Genomic DNA, 16,937 nt, shown 5'->3' on the forward strand with positions numbered 1-16,937 from the left:
AAAGCTAGTACTTGGCGAGCTGATATTACTTATCTTGAGCTACGACCTGGAACTTGGGTATATCTTAGTTCAGTATATTAGCCAAAAGTTCATAAGATACTCGCATATAAGATAGGACGACAGATGAATGCCAAACTAGTAGTAGATACAGTTAACCAAGCACTTGAACATCATAAAAGGCCAGCATATTTTCATTCAGATATGGAATATACGAGCTGTGATGTTGAAAACTTGCTTAGACGACATCAAATCTTCCATTCGTATTCTAAGCAAGGATATCCTTACGATAATAGCCAAATAGAAGCTTTTCATTCATTATTAAAACGAGAATTCGTTTTTCAAACGCACTTCTCAAGCTTTGAGGACTTAATTCTCAGAATCTCAAATTATATTAATTGGTTCAACACTGAAAGAATCAGAACAAGTGTCTAGAAAAACATGTGCCAAATATTGACTTAGGAGCAATTCTATTGGCAAGCTTAAGTTATTATTCATATCTAGAGAATACATATCATATAATTCACTATATTTTGTCTTAGGATTATCTTTTATTGTATTCAATGAAACAGGTTTACCAATATGATGAAATTTAATCATATTTTTCAAAATATCTACCCCTTATTTAAAAATTGTATTTCATCTCATTATATCAAGCATCTAAAATTAAAACAGCAACATAAAAGAGCAGTATCATGAAACCAGAATTCTCAACAATAAATGATCCAGATACCCTAACCTCTAACATTACCCAGTGGCTAAGAAGATATTCACACATGATCTCTAATATTTAGAAAAATCGATGAGAATTAGTTCCATTGAATTGACCTTATCTAACGATTTAGTTAAGCTTATAACTATGTGTAAACAAGTTAATGTTTACAAGATGCATTAGTTGTATAAAATAAATTAATCGGGGAAATTAACTGTGAAAAAAATTATTAGTGTTATTGTAGTGATTGCTATCATCATTATGCTAGGTATTCACATTGGAAATAAGATTATAAGCAGTCCACATTCTTTAACTACCCAAGAAGTGCTGCAAAAATTTAATTGGACTTTAAAATCTAAAACATCCAATAGTACTCTGGGTTCTGTCACATTTACTAAAGATAAAATGATTGTTAAAAAGAATAATCGAAGTCTAAAAAACAACTATAGTGTAGATTCAAATGATAACTTAAAAATTGAAAGTGGTCCTTATATTGGAACTTATTCTATGGATATGGATAGTACAGATTATTCTTTATCTCCAAAAGTTAAAAACAATACAGGGTTAAAACTGATTAGGAACTGATTAGGAACTGATTAGGAACTGATTAAATATATAAACAATTTGCGCTCGAAAAGGAGCGCTTTTTATTTGGCGTAATTCCCAAAAAACGCAGAACTTGTGTTCGGCATTTTAATATGTTATTATACGTTCCAGTGAAAATTTATGTTCTGCTAAAAGGAGGGGCTAGATTGAAAACTGCTTTTTTTCATTTTGGATGAATATGCTGATTGGGAGGGTGCATATCTTACCAGCGAGCTTAACCAGAGTTCAAATTAGAAGTCAAAACTGCTTCAACAAATTCAGAAGTGATTTCAATCGGTGGTTTCAAAACTATCGTAGACTATCTTATCTCAGAAATTCCAGTAAAAATCGATTTATTAGTACTGATCGGTGGGAACTTCTGGTCCATCAAAAATGAATACTTAAGGGAGTTAATCACAAAACAACTTCGTAGTAAACGACCAGTTGCTGCTATCTGTGGAGCTGTAGACTTTTTAGCACAAAACAGATTATTGACTCGCTATAAGCACACAGGAAACGCTCAATATCTTTGGCAAAGTTACTCAAATTATACTAACCACGATGACTTTGTTGAGACACAAGCAGTTAAAGATCTTAATTTAGTGACAGCCAATGGCACTGCTTCATTAGAATTTACCAAACTCGTTTTAAAACTACTTGATTTTTTTCCAGAACCCGAAATTGACAAAACAATAGCCTTGCACGAACTCGGATTCTATAAATACTGCGATACATATAGTAATCCTTACTTAGCAAATTAAAAACGAATTCGTATTTTTATAGCATCTACATTCTTCTTTTAGAGCTTATACATAGAAAATAACACCGCAACTTTTTAGGTTACGGTGTTATTTTGTTTATCTTGCGTATGCTAGTAACTTTTTCTGAATTACTGGCATCATTTTGTGAACTATAAACAGATTAACAAATACAATAAAAAACACAGGAATAAAATACATTAAAAACCTCATAATTGAAGTTTCACTTAATATCCAATATGAAATAATTAACCATATCATAAATGGAAGTTGCAATGTCGCTGTGACAACACCAGGAACATAATTTTTTATAGAAAAACACATTTTATAGTGCATAGCAAAATGTAAAGTATACACAACTAGAAACGCTAAGTACAGTGTGTAATTATGACTTATGCTGCAAATTATTGAAGCGATAACCAAAATCAACATTTCCTCCAACACCCCAATTGCGAATGCTTGTCCATTCATCACACGACCAAAAAAGGGCTTATCCATTTTATCTAGCATTGATCGATGCCGTATCTTCCATAAAGGAACACAAATCACTTCTTCAAAATCATGCAAAATAAATAATACTGGTAGTACCCAAAAATTTAAAAATATAGTCATTTTCTCTCCTCCTTCAAAAAGGTTGCATATGTTACCTTTTATAGAGTAAGATAAAATTTATAGAAACACAATATATTTTCCCCAAATGTCACATATTGATTGTTATGTTACCCTTCTGAAAGGATGAAACAGTATGAACAAAACTGCATTAAGATCTAAAAAAAGAATAATGGATGTACTTTTAAAAAAATTGGCTACGGAAAAAATTGAAGTAGTTACGATCTCTGAAATTGCTTCGGACGCTGGGGTCTCCAGAAAGACCTTTTATCGCAATTTTACTGGCAAATTAGACATAATAAAGTTTTATACTCAGGAAATCATTGCTAAGTATTTGGAACAAGTAAGTAACAAAGACATAAAATCATTTCAGGAATTATTAACATTTTATTTTTCTTTTTGGAAATCTCAGAGTAATTATCTTAAAATACTTCAAAATAATGATCTACTGAGTTTTATGTTTGATATTCAACGAGAAGAACTACTAGACAAGTTGCCTTGGCAAAATTTGTCCTGGCATAATCTACGCAAAGATGAGACCATTATTGACTTGCTCATCATTGGAGGAATATGGAATGTATTCTTATATAATCTAAATTTAAATAATGCTAGTGAGCCAGAAGCACTAGCTCAAAAAGTTATTGATAGTTTTAATTTATATACAGAATATATGAATTAAACGACTATTACCGCATTCTACTGGGTACTCTGCTACTTTACTGATTTTTAACACGAAATTTATTAGACTTTGTGGCATGATAATAAAAAAATAGAACGGGAATAATCTTGGGAATGGCTTGGAGTTTATTTTATAACAAGTTTCGTGACTTTTTTTAATAATTAATGTATTGCGAGCTAATTAGAGAGCACCTAAAACAATATAATAACTTTAAAATGATTGATACTGGAGGGCTTATTTTGTCGCAACAATTTTATAAATCTTTATCCTTAATTCAAAAAATGTTTCCTATATCAAATATTGAATTAGAAACTTTCAATCAAAAATATGAAGCATTTAACTTTAATTTAGAAGGCCTATCTTTCAAAAGCCGACTAGCCAAAAAAACTCCTCTAAAACATGGCTATTTTGTGACTTTCTGGCAAAAAAATAATATTAATAATAATGAACCATTTAACCAGCAAAATACAAAAGATAAATTAGTTATAACTGTTTTAGACGGGTTGCGTAGCGGACAATTTATTTTCCCGAAAAAGGTCTTAATTGAGCAAAATATTTTAAAAACAGAGACAAGTAAAGGGAAAATGGCACTGCTTGTTTATCCAAGTTGGGTAAATAACTTAAATAAAGCAGCTGAAAGAACACAAAGATGGCAATTACAATATTTCGTTGATCTGTCATCAACAAAAAATCAACAAGAAATAAATAATCTATTTTTTGGGGGGATATAAAGATAGACTGTGTTGTCTTGCCAAACATTCTGCTCCTTTAGGATATAGGGATTGGTCATTTCTAATTTGCATTCCGTTCCCATTTATTTTGATTGATGAAATAAGGGAATAGGCAGTATGCAAATGATGTTCCAATTACAGTAATACCTAGAAGATAATATTTTTCATACATTAGAAGTGCCATAATAAATTCAAGTATATTTGTATTTGATACACGCATTATAAAATTCTGCAAAATAATTTCAATTCATAATTCACAAATGTTTATTCTACAATAGAAATTTTTCTTTTAGAAGAAACTTTTATTTTGACCAACTTTTCTGGAACTATTGATATATTTGAATTTACATCAACTTAGGTTTACGTGAACAAAGAGGAGAACAATCATTGATGGCGCTGTATTAGCTTTTGATTCGGCTCTTTCTATAGAATACTAATTTGATTACAACACGTATCACTAAAATCTTTAATTAAATAAATATAATATTAATCGCCCTCAAATAGGAGTGCTTTTTTTGTATTTCAATATTAAAATTATCTAGAAAGCAAATTTTAATATGGTGCTTGATCAAAATATCTAACCGTATTATCAACTGAAAATCAGTTTTATAAGATTATGGTAAATTATTATCAGACTTAATAAGAAGCTAAATTGTTAAAATATAGTTGTTCATTTTTCGTAAGTATTATTTAAAGTGTTTGTTTATACTTTAAGTACACCAATAAAATAACAAGGAAGAGGCCAACAAGAAACAGCGTATTTTCATTAGATTCTTAACACTATTAGATGTTACGAAGCAATACTTTACAAAATGAATTAACACAAAAAATATTTTGAAGAAACAATCGAACAAAAAAAGCATCGAAAGGAGATAATACAGTGATTGAATCTGAGCAACAAAAAGAGATTTATTATGATGCCCTGGTAAAAAAGAATACGGAATTTGATGGTATTTTTTTTGCTGGAATTAAAACAACAGGGGTATTTTGCCATCCACTGTCATTTCCACAAGAACTACCACCCGAGGTAAAAGTATTAGTGGATGCAGTTGAACAAAACCCTGAAAAGGAATGGAAAGACTACGATTTTAAATTACTAGGAATACATTCCGCAAGCGCTCGACGTAAATTCAAAAAAGTTTATGGCATGACATTTGTTCAATATGCAAGATCACGACGAATTGGTATTGCATTCAAGGAAATACAAAATGGCAGTAAAGTCATTGACCAACAAATCGCATCTGGATTCGAATCAGCTAGTGGTTTCAACGATGCGTTCACGAGAATAATGGGAAGCCCCTCCAAAATAAAAAATATGAAAGTATTGAATACCAACTTTATTGAAACTCCAATTGGTAGAATGATATCAATCTCGGATGACAATTATTTATATCTCTTAGAATTTGAAAATAGAAGAGGTCTTGAGACGGAAATTTCAAATTTTAGAAAAAGACATAGCGCAAGGTTAATCTATGGCTCTACAAAGATCTATGAGCTAACATCGAAGGAAATTCATCTTTATTTTGAAAAAAAACTCGATAAATTCACTGTTCCAGTGTTTTTAGATGGTTCTCAATTTCAAAAAAATGTTTGGAACATATTGCTCGAAAGCCAAAGCGGTGATGTACTAACTTACAAAAAAATCGCTGCACTTCTCGGAAATGTAAAGAAATCACAAGCAGTGGGAAACGCAAATGGAGCTAACAAAATTGCTATTATTATTCCTTGTCATAGGGTTATAAATAGTAATGGAGAGATTGGAGGTTACGGGGGAGGAAAGGAACGGAAAAAGTATTTATTGAATCTTGAATCTTCATAAGTTCAACTAAGAGCCATGACTTGATACTGTCATGGCTCTTGATTATTTAAATTTGTTTGGGTTGTCACTATATTGTCTCAATGAAATTAATTGCTAAACAAAAAAATTTTGCTGAAAATTGTATTTTGCGGATAATAATCCTATACATTATTGCTACATTTGTCTAACAATCGAAGTAATTCTTTTTGTTCATCCAAAGTTAAATTTTTCAATAATTTTTCTTATAATGATAAAAACGAACATGCCAATATGATCTTGATGCTGAATGAAGGTGTATCCAATTCACAAAGCAGGGCAATGATTCAAGCGTTGGGAAATATTGTAGCATCTTAAATATGCACAGACATACTACAACGTTGATCATGCTTTTATATTTTTGTCATCCTCCAAAGACTATAGGCAAGCATTATGATGCCGTTTAGGATTAATATCCAGGCACCTTCATGAATATGAGCGAACATGAATGTAAAAATCAATGTCCCTATTGGCATAACAGACGTATTTATTGTTGTAATTGAAGACATAACTCGTCCTAACAAGTCTATAGGAACACTTTTTTGTAAAAATACTTGTGTGGTCACATTCAATCTGATAACTGAGAATCCAAGAATGACCATTAATAATGTTCCTAATATAGTTATGGCTAGGTATCCTTTTACGTATGCAAGAATGAGACCTAAACAAATAAATGACAAAATAGTTGGGATCAAAGAATAAACGAGTTTTGTTTTCATTGATAATTTATCTGGAATTATTCCAATTATTAAGCTACCAAACAGCATTCCAAGTGAACTTCCACTTTCAAGGAGACTAATCGGACCATTTCCCAAGTGGAGATTACTTAATATTATATAGGGCATTCCGATTGTTAGTGAAGTAAATATAAAATTTACGAAGACACCAATTGTGATTATTTCCATAATTAGTTTTTGCTTGTGGATGTATTTGAGTCCGCTTGAGAATTTTTTTATCTGAGATGTTAATCTTGTATTTTCTTTTGGGATAGAATTGAACTGTGTTTTTCTCGGTGGATAATGGAAATGCATACTCAATACAATTGCAAAAGAAATTAATGAAGCAAAAATTTCAAGAAAGATCATCCATTTAAAACCCAGGAGACTATAAAGAGTCATTCCAAGTGGAGGTGCAATGATTGCGGATAAGGAATTCGCAGCTTGTGTGAATGAACTAAGTTTCTGAATATGACTTTGATTGACAACTTCATGGATTGATGCAGAATAGGCAGTTGAATTGAAATTACTACAGATAGTGTTGATAGTGACAAAAATGGTAATAGGGATGAATAGGTAATCATCTTTGAAGAAACCAATTGTTGCTGACAAAATAAAAAGCGCTAATAGTCGGAACAGCAGTGATGAAATAATTATTTTTTTATGTGCTACTGAATCAACAATATTGCCAATAGGAACAACAAACAATAGATTGACCAAAGGCATAATAATCATTTCTAACCCGAAGCTAAGTGGCGAATTGGTAATATTTAACAGCATTAATCCCAGAGAAAATGAGAACATGTTACCTGTAAGGGAACTAATTAAGTTGCTAATGATATCTTTGCCGATTTGAATATTTGATTCTTTGTCCGTGATAAAAATGTTTTTTGGTTTTTCCATTTTTAAAATACCTCATAATTAAATTTTATTTTTCGATAAAATATATTTTAATGATAAATAAAATATAAATGTTTGATTTAATTTTGTCAATACATTATGATTAGTTTGAGGTGATTAGATGGCTACAAATATCGTTTCTCAGCTAGCAAAAGCTTTAGCAGATGAAAAAAATATTAAAATTATAAAAATTACGAATGTAAAAAGTGGCATAAATATCAAAGAAATTTCAAAGAAGACAGGAATTCCTACGAGTCAATTGTATTATCCGATAAAAAAATTGATTGACTTGGATTTGATTGAAATAGTTAGAAGTGAACACATTAAAAATTTGCAAGAATATTATTATTCGAGTTTCAAATTGAACGATGATAATATTACTTCAAGTATCATTGATGATGACAAACTCAAGGAATTAAATATGTCGGCTGACTGGGTCGCTGAGCATACTGAAGAACTGGTAAAAATGTTCTTATATAGAACTCAGTTATTTATCGATTCATTCACGAAAGAAATTAACGAATATAAGAAAGATCCTTCTTACTTTGACAAGATAAAAACAAGTGGTGTATTTAGCACAATGGAACTGTCCCAGGATGCACAAAAAAAATTATTTGCTAATATTTGCAAATTAATTGCTAAGGCGGAAGAAGAAGATCAGGGAGCAGATAAAGAGGAGGTTAACTTCATGGTACAAAAGTGGTAGTACAATAAAAATGGACGTATGACATAAGTCGATAAAATTTGATTACTAACTCGAAATTACGAACATCGCGAATTCCTCTTTGATATTAGTATCAAAATTAGACAGGGGATTTTAACTTATGGAACACTTTTATCTGGAATAAATAGAGGGACTGGATTCAAAAGTTAACTTTTGAATCCAGTCCCTATTGCAATATCTAGTATTTACTTGTAGTTAACATTTGAAATTTCTTGTTATTTATTGTGTTCAAATTTGTAGTTTGACTTCAATATATTTCTTTTGAAGAAATTTTGTTATTGGTCCCTGCTTGTCATCTCGCACGGGTTTTCTATCAATTTTATTTATAAAGATTGTTGCTCTATACAAGCTTAATCAAAATAACACCAATAAACATAATAGCTAATCCCAAAACCTTAGTTTTAGATATAGCTTTTTTTTTGTGCTTCTAACCAACCAAATTTTTCGATAAGTAAACTACCAGCAATCTGCCCAAAAAGAACAACTGAAACTGTGAGTCCTGTTCCAATTTTAGGAGATAAGAATGTGTTACCTAATATAAACATTGATCCAAATAATCCACTGGTCCAAACCCACCAAGGTTGTCCAGATTTTAAACCATTCTTTATACCTAGAGATCCATCTTTTATAAGAGTTAGCATCAGTAATGTAAGTATACCAAGAACAAATGAAATAAAGGTAGCTTGTATAGGTGAACCTATTACTGAGCCCAAATGTCCATTAATTCCAGTTTGAGTAGTATTACACATCCCGAGCAAAACACCACATAACTGCCAAGGAATCTTTTCACTAATTTTTCTGTTTTGCTTTTTTTCTAACCGTCGATCTACCAGAACAGTAAGACTAATACCACTAAGAATTAACAAAGAAGAAATGGCACGTATCCAATCAAAACTGTGTTGAGCCAATCCATACCATCCAAAATTATCAATAAACATGCTCATTATAATTTGACCAAAAACTGGCATAATAACAGTTTGTACACTTCCTAATCGAGGAAATAAAATGATATTTCCAGTCACATAGATTACCCCTAAGAAACCACCAATCCAGATCCACCAAGGTTGTTTACTAATAATAGTAGAAGAAATTAATAGAGTATGATCAGACATGACAAGAACAAGTCCTAAAAAAATTGCAGCAACAAAAAAGGTTGCCAAAGCCGCGCGAAGTGGTGTTCCTAATGTTTTACGAAGTTTAACACTTATTGCTGTTTGTAAGGGTAAAATAATTCCTGTTGTAATACCAAGTATGATTTCAAACATGATTCCAAATACCTCACTTTTTAATTTGAATGTTCTTTACATGGACAATCATCAAATTATATGTGTACATACACATATAATTCAAAAAAATATAATTAACTATTATTAGTGTTATTTTTTTTTAATCCACTATATGCTTTAATTAAATCCTGTACTAATTGCTTTTTCCCGTCCTTTCCAAAAACTGTAGCAGTTGTCTGTTCAATTTTCTTAGAACATACATTAGCAACCTTTAAAAAGTTTTCTCCCTCTTTTGTCAATTGAAGTAAGGTCGTACGACCACTAAAACTTTGCAAAATTAACTCTTTATCAGCCAGCTTTTTTGCCATTCTAGAAATTGTAGAGTGATCATACCCCAATTTACTAGATAAATCATTAATTGTTTGCGGATTTTCATCTTGCAAAGTCATCATAATATATGAGTAAGCCGGAGCCATACCAGTGGGGGCATAATTCTTTTGCGCTAATTTTTCCATTTCCCTCATATATTTAGCTGCCGTAAAATATGGACATGTGCTGTAAAATGTATGCCTATCTGACATCTGATAACCTCCTTAATTTATACTTAGTACTAAGATTTAATTTATTATAATACTAAAACAAGTGTATGTACACATTTAAATAAAAAAGAACTCGATATTATTAATGATTATTCAAATGTTTTTAAAAAAATTCAACATTGTTTATTACAAAAAGTGCTCTAGAGCTGACTAACATAGTTCCAAGTGTAAAACAAGTGATTACATGATTTATATGCAAATCAATTACAACATACACAGGCACTGAAGTTTTTTAAGGTGTGATTCTGGGTACTTCCGAAAGTAACTTACGTTATCAAAAAATTTGAAATGATCAATAAACAATACTGAGCTGTCGAATTAAAAATACGGCAGAGGAGGGTGAACCAACAAAAAAGGGGGGATTGGATTAATTAAACACCAAATTCAAGGATGTCTATCTGCGGTTAGCAATAATGATGTTCGGCAAGTATCACATAGATTAAAAGCTGTTTTGAATTATAAAATATCCAGAAATATGTTCAGCCAAAAACTGCACGAAATTGACCATACATACGACTATAAACGAAATTTAAGACAAGTCTAAACGTAACAACAGGCATTGATTTAAAGCAAATTTCAGTAACAAAAATTTAAATCGGGGAAATAAATAAATTTTATATATCAAATTAATTAATTTATTTTCAGAAAAACATGAAAACACGTAATTTTTTTACAGCTATAATTATACAGAAAATTGTTTATTGACATAAAAAAGCCTTATGTTACGTTAAAAAGCATATCAACTAAGAAGGAATTTTTATGAAAAAATTACATATAGTAATTGCATGTATAGTCGTGGCTTTGTTTACTTTATCTGTTACAACAAAGAGTGCGAGTTATCTCAATCGGAATTTAAACTATGGGAACAGCTTTAAGGGAGCAGCAAGCAATGAAGCAGGACAGTATGTCTACAGGTAGGGTTTTGTTTTATCCAGCGCGCACAGGAGTTCACAGGGCATGGGTTAAATATATAAGAGGCTCTAGGACAGTTGTATATTCATCAACGGGTACTTACTCTAGGCCATACAGACTGAGCAAATCTGTTAGAGCGTCCACTACTACTGTAAGATGTACAGATAGTTTAATAAGCGGAAGATCACAAACTACTACGTTCCATTACAATCACATATATTAAAAAATGCGCAATTTTATTTCAAAAAAAACTTTATTTGAACTCTCAACGTTATATGTATTTTTGATTAGTTCATTTATTATAATGTTTAGCAGCATCTCCCAAAAAGCTTCCAATGGATATGAGGGTGAATTTGTAGATTTTAAAATATTAGTTACAATATTTCTTATAACGGCAATATATATATTTATCATTTTTTTGAACAACGTAAAAACGAAATATATTTAAGAATCTTTGTAGGAAGTACGGTCAAAAAAATTAAAACTGTTTTTTTACTGTAAACGTGACTATTTTGTGTTCAATTAGCATCATTGAAATAGGGATATTGCAAATACTTATTAACTTTAATATTATACAGAATTTGAAAATTCGTTCTACTTTCTTTATACCTTTGATTGTATTTATGTTGAGTTTGCAAACATATTGGCGCTTTTTGGTAAAGAGGGGGTATTGAATGTATAAAGAGTTTTTAAAAAATACGTTTTTTTCACGCAAAATATATACTCTTTTAACACTTGTTCTGTGGATAGTGCTTTCTTTGAATATATATTTAATTGTAAATTCATCTTTTAAAGTCATGAGTGGATATAAAAGCTTAGATAAGCTCAGACAAGTAAAAGTGTATATGGGGAATAATCAGGCAACGCCTGCACAGGCAAACATAGATTCCAGCGCAAAAAAATACAAAAATCTAATAAGAGAGCACAAGTTATATTTTGGGGGCCTTAGTAATTGCTATAATTTCCCTCATGTTTACCACATGGAATTTAAAACAATTTTACAACGATTTTTTAAAGGAAATTTACCTAAGATTTCTACTGGGTATGAAGCGAAATCAAATATATATTTGATTTATATTCTATCAATTAATAATTGCTTCCTTTAGTTTATTATTTATATATATTTAACATATAATCCTAATTTATCTGGTGAAGCGCTTAACAATTTGTATACCCAAGTTATTAGTTCAAATTTAGTTTTATCTGAATTATTGAAATTTGCTGTAACCGCCATAATAATTACCTTATTTAGTCTTCTTTCATGTGTGCCTTTGAAAAATAAATTAAAAAAATGAAGATAAGTGATACAAAGCGGGAATAGAGTGAATAAAGAGATACTAAAGTGGAATTGATGAAGAGAAGTCACTAGAAAAATTGAAATTTTTGGATAAAAAGTCTCCATCATTAATCTTAGGTGAAGATGGTGAACCTAATGGTGAAATCAAAAATCGGCGTTATGCTATTCCCAATAAACATTACGTTGATGCTGGAATTCGAGTTACTGCTAAAGATATTGTTTTAGTTGATAAGGGGGGGCTAAACTAACTACAGCTTTAAAAGCAACAAATAAATTTGTTATATTTGGAAACAGTAAATTTATGCTGCAAATAACAATTAATTTACTGTTTAAATTTCCTTTTTGTTCCCCAAATAACATTCTTTTCACCAACTTTTATCGCTTGTCTGTAGTATTCAAGTTTTTCTTTTAAAACGTCACGTTGTTTGATACTGTCATTTACTTTTTCTTCAGCTTTATTCAATTCTGCTTTGATAATATCCAAACGTTCATTTACGCTATTGTCCCCTAAATTACAAAGATCAATATAATTTTTGATTGATTTAAGACTCATACCGGTGTGGCGAAGTGCCAAAACCATTTCCACATATTCAAGATCTTTATCGGAAAATAGACGTACATTGTGTCTGTTTCTAGTTATTTTGGGAAAAAGATTTTTTTTAGCATAAAATCTTAGGGTGTATGGAGAAACCGAAAAAATATTTGCTACATCATTAATTGTATACATTTTTACTCCTTGACTGATAGTTACTATCATGCTGTATACTCAAAATACTAATTGAATAAAGGAGAAATTGCAATGTTTAAAGATGTATGGTTTATCACAGGAGCTTCAACGGGATTAGGAAAGGAATTAGTACAATATTTGCTTAAACAAAACTGTAGGGTTGTAGCAACTTCAAGAAATCCTAGTGATATTATAAAATATATTCCTAAGGATGTAGTTCAAGACAATTTATTGGTGCTACCACTAGATGTAACTAATATCAAAGAAATACAAAATACTGTAAAAATTGTTTTAAAGAAATGGAATAAAGTTGATGTACTAGTCAATAATGCGGGTTATGCCTACTTTTCTTCTGTTGAATTTGCAAACAATGAAGAAGCACGAAAAATGTTTGATGTTAATTTTTGGGGTGTAAAAAACGTGCTAGATAGTATACTCCCTGTAATGCGTAAGCAGCATCATGGTCATATTATGAACGTTTCATCTTTAGGGGGGCTACGTGCGTTTGCGGGTTTTGGATATTATCATGCAACAAAATTTGCATTAGAGGGTATTACAGAAAGTTTGGCATTAGAGGTAAAACCACTAGGAATTGATATAACCTTATTGGAGCCGGGAGATTTTAAAACAGATTTTGCTGGTAGATCTGCTGTTGCAAATAAACAAGTAGAGATTCCATATGAAGGTACTGCCGGAGTAAACATTCAAAATTTACGGAACCTTTCTGGAAACCAACCCGGAGATCCTAAAAAATTTGCAAAAGTAGTTTACGAAATGCATCAAAAAAAAGACAAACCATTTCGTCTATTGTTAGGATCTGATGCGTATGAACGAGCAATAGAAAAACTTGATACCATGCAAAAAAGCTTTAAAAAAAATCGTTCTATAACATCGTCAACTGATTATTAAATTTTGTATGGTCAATATTGTTTAGTCCCGGTGTTTCTATGTCAATAGCTTGAATTGTTTTTGTATAGATCGAACCAATGATACTTTGGCATTTCAAATAAATGGTCCTTGGGGAAATACGGAAATTTTTTACATCTTAAATCAAGAAATTAATCTTATTAAAAAAATAGATTTGTATCCAATTTATTTTTTTAATGATCAAATCAAAACAAGTCAGCTACTAATCAAACTGACAAAACAAAAGGTTAAAGACTGATTAAACAATCGGTCTTTTTTGGTAGTTACAATGACACAAAAAATGATTTATTTTAGCTTTATGGTTGGAGTTTGGCTAGTCTATGTTGGGTTTAGTTTCCCTATATTGTTACTCTTTATGAGTTTGAGCCAATCAACAATTGATTTCAAGTAGTTAATTTTCAAATTATCTTTACTGGAGTCAATTTTATTTCTATATGGGTCAATAGCTGAACTTTGATAGATTTTCAAATATTGTTCAAATGTTGGTATTAAAAAGTATACTCCTCTGTAATTTTGTTTTACGAGGTCTTTTAATTCTATACTTGTAAAGTCAGGTAATGAATTCATTGTGCCGAATTCGATATTGTAGATGCCATTACTAAAAGAATGTTCATGCAAGTCTTGAAGTCGATAACCAATTTCTTCCATGATTACTGCAATAAGATTCCAATGATAAATTCTGGTTTCATCGGGAGCCGCCCAACCACGAGGGTCTCCCGGAACATGAATATCAATGTCTTCTGACCCAAAATCTTTACCTGTTAAATATTCAAGTCCACAAGATCCCAATAATAAGGGAACTATATGAATAGAGTTTAGTTGTTTTGCTATATTTAAAAACCCTTCAAACTTTTTCATAACTTTTACCTCGATATATCAGATTTAATAAAATAAGAAAGAATGGGGTTGATAATAATCTCACAAATAAATTATCATGCAAAATTCAAAAAAATACAAGTTATACAAATCTGGCAAGCTATGGGTTGTTGGAGCTGTTGCCGTTGCTGGTGTCGCTATGAGTGTTAATGCCACACATGTAAGTGCTGATAAGTTTCAACGACTGATGCCACTCAAAATGAATGATAAACAAGTTTAATTAATTAACGGCTTCATCAACTGCTGAAAAAAACGCTGTACCAACCACTGCTGATACAAATGTGACACAAGACCAAGATACGGCAACATCTGAGAATTGACTGCGTTTTGCCAAAGAAGGGCTATAAAAAAATTTTTGTGACGTTTTGTGAACGTAAAACGCGTTACTACATTGCTCTAAAAGCGGATTCACAATCAGGAAAAGCAGTCTGTAAAGTTTTGGATCAGTTTATGCATCTTTTTGGGGAACGTTCCAAGTATGTTGTTCAATCATTCACATTTGATAATGGATTTGAATTTACCAATCATTTTGTGATCAACAAAGTGCAAAAAGAATTTCGAATCATGGCGTACTTTGCGCATCCGTATAGTCCTGAGGAACGTGACTCTAATGAAAATGCCAATCGCATGCTGCGCGAGTATTTTCCAAAAAAAACACACTTTGAACACGTTACAAATGATGATTTAAGGCGTGCTTTGCATAAAATCAATAGCAGACCTAAAGCCGTTTTGAATTATAAGACGCCGAGAGATGTCTTTAGACGTAAATTACAAGAAATTGACCGTACATACGGCTATAAACGACATTTAAGAAGCTCCAAAAACACTTCGAAACGTTGATTCTTAAGCGAATTCAATAGCAAAACTTTAATTATTTTGAAAATACATGATTATTACTAATTGATATAATTTAAGCAAAAATCAGCCGTAAATCAAGCAAAATCACTGAATAAACTAATAAAATGACAAATTTAAACTTGAAAATCAAAATCAGCCACAAAAATTTTACCAGCAATTTGAACAAATTTTGCCGGTCATAAATTTATGTGACTGATTTTTTTCGTAACTTTTTGCAATTTTTTTGAATTTATTTTTCTTTTTCAAATTTATTTTTTGTTTTTTCATGCGTTAAAACGTTGTTTTAACAGCATTTTAAAAGCTGTATAAATCGAAGAGAGAGAGACCGTTAAAATTCGGACTTGACAATTTCCACTTTTTATCTAGTTTACATAATATATATTATCGAAAGTAGCGTCTGGAGTAAAAATACTAATCATTCTTGTATTCTAAGAATTTTAAAGCATTTTATGGTAATTCACCAATTTCTTAATAAAATAATATCTTTTTATACTTTTTTTGATACTTACGGTAAAAATAATTTTCCAATTGTATTTCATTATAATATGATTCTATATCATGCCAATAGAAATAAAAAAACAGCTTAACATTTATTTTTAGTAAACGCAGCTGCCTCTTGTTTCTATTTTTTCCCGTAAGAATTAATCATATTACTCTTGGCATTCCAAAAAGTTACTTTGACAACACCATCTATTTTACTCTTTGGGACAAAGCCATAGTATCTGCTATCATTGGAGTTTTTACGATTATCTCCGAGCACAAAATATTTACCCTTGGGAACTGTAAAAGTTTTTCCAGTTCCCAAAGTCACTCCTGGTGCTTCAGATAAACTGGAACTAAGCATCAATGTTCCCTCTCGTCGCTGTGAAACTGTTATATAGCTTTGGGATTGTTCATGTCCGTTTACAAAAACACGGCCATCATTACGATACTCGATCTTATCACCAGGTAACCCAATAACTCGTTTTACATACTTGGTGCTCTCCGTAACCGAAGGCGAGTTCTTATCAACTCCATGAGCGTTGAAAACAATCACCGTGTTGCGTTGTATCTTGGATTGTTTCAACATCATCACACGTTCATTATTTTGAAGATTAGGATACATTGAGGTACCATCAACTCTTACTAATGAAAAGAAAAACTGTTTTACAAGCAATGCAATCACCAAGCCAATAATAACGGGAAGGATCCAACTCATTATTTCCTTAAAAGCTTTCATTTTTTCTCCTTCAAACTTAAAACTTATTTTATTCTGATCTTAATATAACAT

18 protein-coding genes and 3 pseudogenes are annotated in these 16,937 nt (G+C 31.1%); 13 read left to right on the forward strand and 8 right to left on the reverse strand.

The genetic code is table 11. The annotated features are described in order from the left end of the window. From FC19_RS03400 to FC19_RS03410, 3 genes and pseudogenes are all read left to right on the forward strand, one after another. Positions 1-432: pseudogene (locus FC19_RS03400) on the forward strand (DDE-type integrase/transposase/recombinase); the annotation flags it as partial. Positions 433-925: 493 nt separating this feature from the next. Continuing rightward, positions 926-1,294: a hypothetical protein gene (locus FC19_RS03405; protein ID WP_057875593.1), complete on the forward strand. Its 369-nt coding sequence runs from the start codon at positions 926-928 to the stop codon at positions 1,292-1,294. A gap of 174 nt (positions 1,295-1,468) precedes the next feature. Beyond that, positions 1,469-2,055: pseudogene (locus FC19_RS03410) on the forward strand (type 1 glutamine amidotransferase family protein). 96 nt (positions 2,056-2,151) lie between these two features. On the opposite strand, the gene FC19_RS03415 reads toward FC19_RS03410, so the two are convergent. Further along, positions 2,152-2,664: an HXXEE domain-containing protein gene (locus FC19_RS03415; protein WP_057875594.1), complete on the reverse strand. Its 513-nt coding sequence runs from the start codon at positions 2,662-2,664 to the stop codon at positions 2,152-2,154. 133 nt (positions 2,665-2,797) lie between these two features. Here FC19_RS03415 and FC19_RS03420 point away from each other — a divergent pair, with 133 nt between their 5' ends. Continuing rightward, complete coding sequence (locus FC19_RS03420; protein ID WP_057875595.1) at positions 2,798-3,340, forward strand: TetR/AcrR family transcriptional regulator; 543 nt, start codon at positions 2,798-2,800, stop codon at positions 3,338-3,340. 239 nt (positions 3,341-3,579) lie between these two features. Further along, complete coding sequence (locus tag FC19_RS03425; protein ID WP_235809309.1) at positions 3,580-4,071, forward strand: MepB family protein; 492 nt, start codon at positions 3,580-3,582, stop codon at positions 4,069-4,071. Between the two features lie 61 nt (positions 4,072-4,132). Here the strand turns inward: FC19_RS03425 and FC19_RS11660 are convergent, their stop codons facing one another. Next, positions 4,133-4,291, reverse strand: coding sequence for a hypothetical protein (locus tag FC19_RS11660; RefSeq protein ID WP_157061249.1), 159 nt, complete (start codon positions 4,289-4,291; stop codon positions 4,133-4,135). A gap of 660 nt (positions 4,292-4,951) precedes the next feature. Here FC19_RS11660 and FC19_RS03430 point away from each other — a divergent pair. Then, entirely contained in the window at positions 4,952-5,890 is a 939-nt protein-coding gene (locus tag FC19_RS03430; protein ID WP_057875596.1) for a bifunctional transcriptional activator/DNA repair enzyme AdaA, read from the forward strand. Between the two features lie 368 nt (positions 5,891-6,258). On the opposite strand, the gene FC19_RS03435 is transcribed toward FC19_RS03430, so the two are convergent. Further along, positions 6,259-7,524 carry an MFS transporter gene (locus FC19_RS03435; protein ID WP_057875597.1) on the reverse strand — a complete coding sequence of 422 codons (1,266 nt, stop codon included), beginning with the start codon at positions 7,522-7,524 and terminating at the stop codon, positions 6,259-6,261. Positions 7,525-7,642: 118 nt separating this feature from the next. Between FC19_RS03435 and FC19_RS03440 the strand changes: the two genes are divergently transcribed. Continuing rightward, positions 7,643-8,227 carry a winged helix-turn-helix domain-containing protein gene (locus tag FC19_RS03440; protein WP_057875598.1) on the forward strand — a complete coding sequence of 195 codons (585 nt, stop codon included), beginning with the start codon at positions 7,643-7,645 and terminating at the stop codon, positions 8,225-8,227. Between the two features lie 419 nt (positions 8,228-8,646). Here FC19_RS03440 and FC19_RS03445 read toward each other — a convergent pair whose 3' ends face one another. Together FC19_RS03445 and FC19_RS03450 are read right to left on the reverse strand one after the other, a co-directional pair. After that, a complete protein-coding gene (locus FC19_RS03445; protein WP_057875599.1) occupies positions 8,647-9,510 on the reverse strand; it encodes a DMT family transporter in 864 nt (287 codons plus the stop codon). Between the two features lie 95 nt (positions 9,511-9,605). Beyond that, the gene (locus tag FC19_RS03450) at positions 9,606-10,052 is read right to left on the reverse strand and encodes a MarR family winged helix-turn-helix transcriptional regulator (protein ID WP_057875600.1); all 447 of its coding nucleotides are present in this window, start codon (positions 10,050-10,052) and stop codon (positions 9,606-9,608) included. A gap of 777 nt (positions 10,053-10,829) precedes the next feature. Between FC19_RS03450 and FC19_RS11445 the strand changes: the two genes are divergently transcribed. From FC19_RS11445 to FC19_RS11450, 3 genes are all read left to right on the forward strand, one after another. Beyond that, positions 10,830-10,988, forward strand: a complete 159-nt coding sequence (locus tag FC19_RS11445) for a hypothetical protein (RefSeq protein ID WP_157061250.1) — start codon at positions 10,830-10,832, stop codon at positions 10,986-10,988. 668 nt (positions 10,989-11,656) lie between these two features. Beyond that, the gene (locus FC19_RS03455; RefSeq protein ID WP_057875601.1) at positions 11,657-12,088 is read left to right on the forward strand and encodes a hypothetical protein; all 432 of its coding nucleotides are present in this window, start codon (positions 11,657-11,659) and stop codon (positions 12,086-12,088) included. 277 nt (positions 12,089-12,365) lie between these two features. Further along, positions 12,366-12,527 carry a hypothetical protein gene (locus FC19_RS11450; RefSeq protein ID WP_157061251.1) on the forward strand — a complete coding sequence of 54 codons (162 nt, stop codon included), beginning with the start codon at positions 12,366-12,368 and terminating at the stop codon, positions 12,525-12,527. Positions 12,528-12,601: 74 nt separating this feature from the next. Here the strand turns inward: FC19_RS11450 and FC19_RS03460 are convergent, their stop codons facing one another. Then, entirely contained in the window at positions 12,602-13,036 is a 435-nt protein-coding gene (locus FC19_RS03460) for a MerR family transcriptional regulator (RefSeq protein WP_235809310.1), read from the reverse strand. 42 nt (positions 13,037-13,078) lie between these two features. On the opposite strand from FC19_RS03460, the gene FC19_RS03465 reads away from it, so the two are divergent. Beyond that, positions 13,079-13,915: an oxidoreductase gene (locus tag FC19_RS03465; protein WP_057875603.1), complete on the forward strand. Its 837-nt coding sequence runs from the start codon at positions 13,079-13,081 to the stop codon at positions 13,913-13,915. Between the two features lie 336 nt (positions 13,916-14,251). Here the strand turns inward: FC19_RS03465 and FC19_RS03475 are convergent, their stop codons facing one another. Then, complete coding sequence (locus FC19_RS03475; RefSeq protein WP_057875605.1) at positions 14,252-14,791, reverse strand: hypothetical protein; 540 nt, start codon at positions 14,789-14,791, stop codon at positions 14,252-14,254. A gap of 76 nt (positions 14,792-14,867) precedes the next feature. Here FC19_RS03475 and FC19_RS11305 point away from each other — a divergent pair, with 76 nt between their 5' ends. Together FC19_RS11305 and FC19_RS03480 are read left to right on the forward strand one after the other, a co-directional pair. After that, complete coding sequence (locus tag FC19_RS11305) at positions 14,868-15,029, forward strand: KxYKxGKxW signal peptide domain-containing protein (RefSeq protein ID WP_235809311.1); 162 nt, start codon at positions 14,868-14,870, stop codon at positions 15,027-15,029. 86 nt (positions 15,030-15,115) lie between these two features. Beyond that, positions 15,116-15,649: pseudogene (locus FC19_RS03480) on the forward strand (IS30 family transposase); the annotation flags it as partial. A gap of 640 nt (positions 15,650-16,289) precedes the next feature. Here FC19_RS03480 and lepB read toward each other — a convergent pair. Next, a complete protein-coding gene (gene lepB, locus FC19_RS03485) occupies positions 16,290-16,886 on the reverse strand; it encodes a signal peptidase I (protein ID WP_057875607.1) in 597 nt (198 codons plus the stop codon). Positions 16,887-16,937 lie beyond the last annotated feature (51 nt).

Source organism: Liquorilactobacillus aquaticus DSM 21051 (assembly GCF_001436755.1).
Classification (GTDB): domain Bacteria; phylum Bacillota; class Bacilli; order Lactobacillales; family Lactobacillaceae; genus Liquorilactobacillus; species Liquorilactobacillus aquaticus.

Excerpts from the sequence above, each read along its gene's own strand:
- FC19_RS11445 (WP_157061250.1), top strand. The coding sequence starts at position 10,830 with ATGAAAAAATTACATATAGTAATTGCATGTATAGTCGTGGCTTTGTTT.
- FC19_RS03465 (WP_057875603.1), top strand. The coding sequence starts at position 13,079 with ATGTTTAAAGATGTATGGTTTATCACAGGAGCTTCAACGGGATTAGGA.
- FC19_RS11660 (WP_157061249.1), bottom strand. The coding sequence starts at position 4,291 with ATGCGTGTATCAAATACAAATATACTTGAATTTATTATGGCACTTCTA.
- FC19_RS03440 (WP_057875598.1), top strand. The coding sequence starts at position 7,643 with ATGGCTACAAATATCGTTTCTCAGCTAGCAAAAGCTTTAGCAGATGAA.
- FC19_RS03460 (WP_235809310.1), bottom strand. The coding sequence starts at position 13,036 with ATGATAGTAACTATCAGTCAAGGAGTAAAAATGTATACAATTAATGAT.
- lepB (WP_057875607.1), bottom strand. The coding sequence starts at position 16,886 with ATGAAAGCTTTTAAGGAAATAATGAGTTGGATCCTTCCCGTTATTATT.
- FC19_RS03420 (WP_057875595.1), top strand. The coding sequence starts at position 2,798 with ATGAACAAAACTGCATTAAGATCTAAAAAAAGAATAATGGATGTACTT.
- FC19_RS11305 (WP_235809311.1), top strand. The coding sequence starts at position 14,868 with ATGCAAAATTCAAAAAAATACAAGTTATACAAATCTGGCAAGCTATGG.
- FC19_RS03415 (WP_057875594.1), bottom strand. The coding sequence starts at position 2,664 with ATGACTATATTTTTAAATTTTTGGGTACTACCAGTATTATTTATTTTG.
- FC19_RS03475 (WP_057875605.1), bottom strand. The coding sequence starts at position 14,791 with ATGAAAAAGTTTGAAGGGTTTTTAAATATAGCAAAACAACTAAACTCT.
- FC19_RS03450 (WP_057875600.1), bottom strand. The coding sequence starts at position 10,052 with ATGTCAGATAGGCATACATTTTACAGCACATGTCCATATTTTACGGCA.
- FC19_RS03445 (WP_057875599.1), bottom strand. The coding sequence starts at position 9,510 with ATGTTTGAAATCATACTTGGTATTACAACAGGAATTATTTTACCCTTA.
- FC19_RS03435 (WP_057875597.1), bottom strand. The coding sequence starts at position 7,524 with ATGGAAAAACCAAAAAACATTTTTATCACGGACAAAGAATCAAATATT.
- FC19_RS03455 (WP_057875601.1), top strand. The coding sequence starts at position 11,657 with ATGTATAAAGAGTTTTTAAAAAATACGTTTTTTTCACGCAAAATATAT.